Genomic DNA, 1,004 nt, shown 5'->3' on the forward strand with positions numbered 1-1,004 from the left:
ATAGACCGCCTGATGCGCGCGGTGGAACGCACCGAGGCCGATATGGACGATACCGATCCGCTGGCCCGCCCGATCGTAACCGGGGCGCGCCACGCTTTCGGGCAGCGTCTCGGCGGTCGCTTCGCGCAGCCGGGTCACAGCCGGTACGCCGAACGGACCAGACCGTTGGTCAGCGCATGGGCCAGCTCGACCGCTTCATGCTCCTCCAGCCGATGCTCGGCAACGAGGCGCGCGAGGAAGCCGCAGTCGATGCGCCGCGCGACGTCGTGCCGCGCCGGGATCGACAGGAAGGCGCGGGTGTCGTCGTTGAACCCGACCGTGTTGTAGAAGCCCGCCGTCTCGGTCGTCATTTCGCGGAAGCGGCGCATCCCCTCCGGGCTGTCGTGGAACCACCAGGCGGGGCCGAGTTTCAGGCACGGATAATGCCCGGCTAGCGGTGCCAGCTCACGCGCATAGACGCTTTCGTCCAGCGTGAAGAGGATGATGGTCAGGTCGCGCTCATTGCCGACCACGTCGAGCATGGGCTTCAGCGCATGGACGTAATCGGTGCGCATCGGCATGTCCGCGCCCTTGTCGCGCCCATGGCTGGCGAAGAGTCCGGCATTGTGATTGCGGAACGAGCCCGGATGGATCTGCATCGTCATGCCGTCCGCGGCGCTCATCTTCGCCATCTCGGTCAGCATCTGTGCGCGGAACAGCTCGGCGTCCGCAGGCGTCCAGGTGCCGCCGACGACACGCGCGAACAGCGCCTCGCACTCGGCGGTCGAAAGGTTCGCCGTCGCCGCCGTCGGATGGCCGTGATCGGTCGCGGTCGCGCCCAGCGCGCGAAAGGCGGCGCGGCGCTTGGCATGGGCGGCGAGATAGCCGGACCAGCTATACACATCCTCGCCGCTCAGCTCGGCGAAGCGCTGCATGGCGCCGCCGAACTGCTCATGCTCGACGTCGATCACGCTGTCGGGGCGAGAGGTGGTGATGACGCGGCCGTTCCAACCGGAGTCGCGGAT

Annotated in this window: 1 protein-coding gene; it reads right to left on the reverse strand. The window is 67.9% G+C overall.

What is annotated here, in order from left to right; genetic code table 11:
- Positions 1–134: 134 nt before the first annotated feature.
- Positions 135–1,004 (reverse strand): glucuronate isomerase (locus tag U1700_RS15515; protein ID WP_332753550.1); only part of this gene is annotated, 870 nt, incomplete at its 5' end.

This window comes from Sphingomonas sp. RB1R13 (assembly GCF_036663775.1).
In the GTDB taxonomy this organism is placed as follows: Bacteria; Pseudomonadota; Alphaproteobacteria; order Sphingomonadales; family Sphingomonadaceae; genus Sphingomicrobium.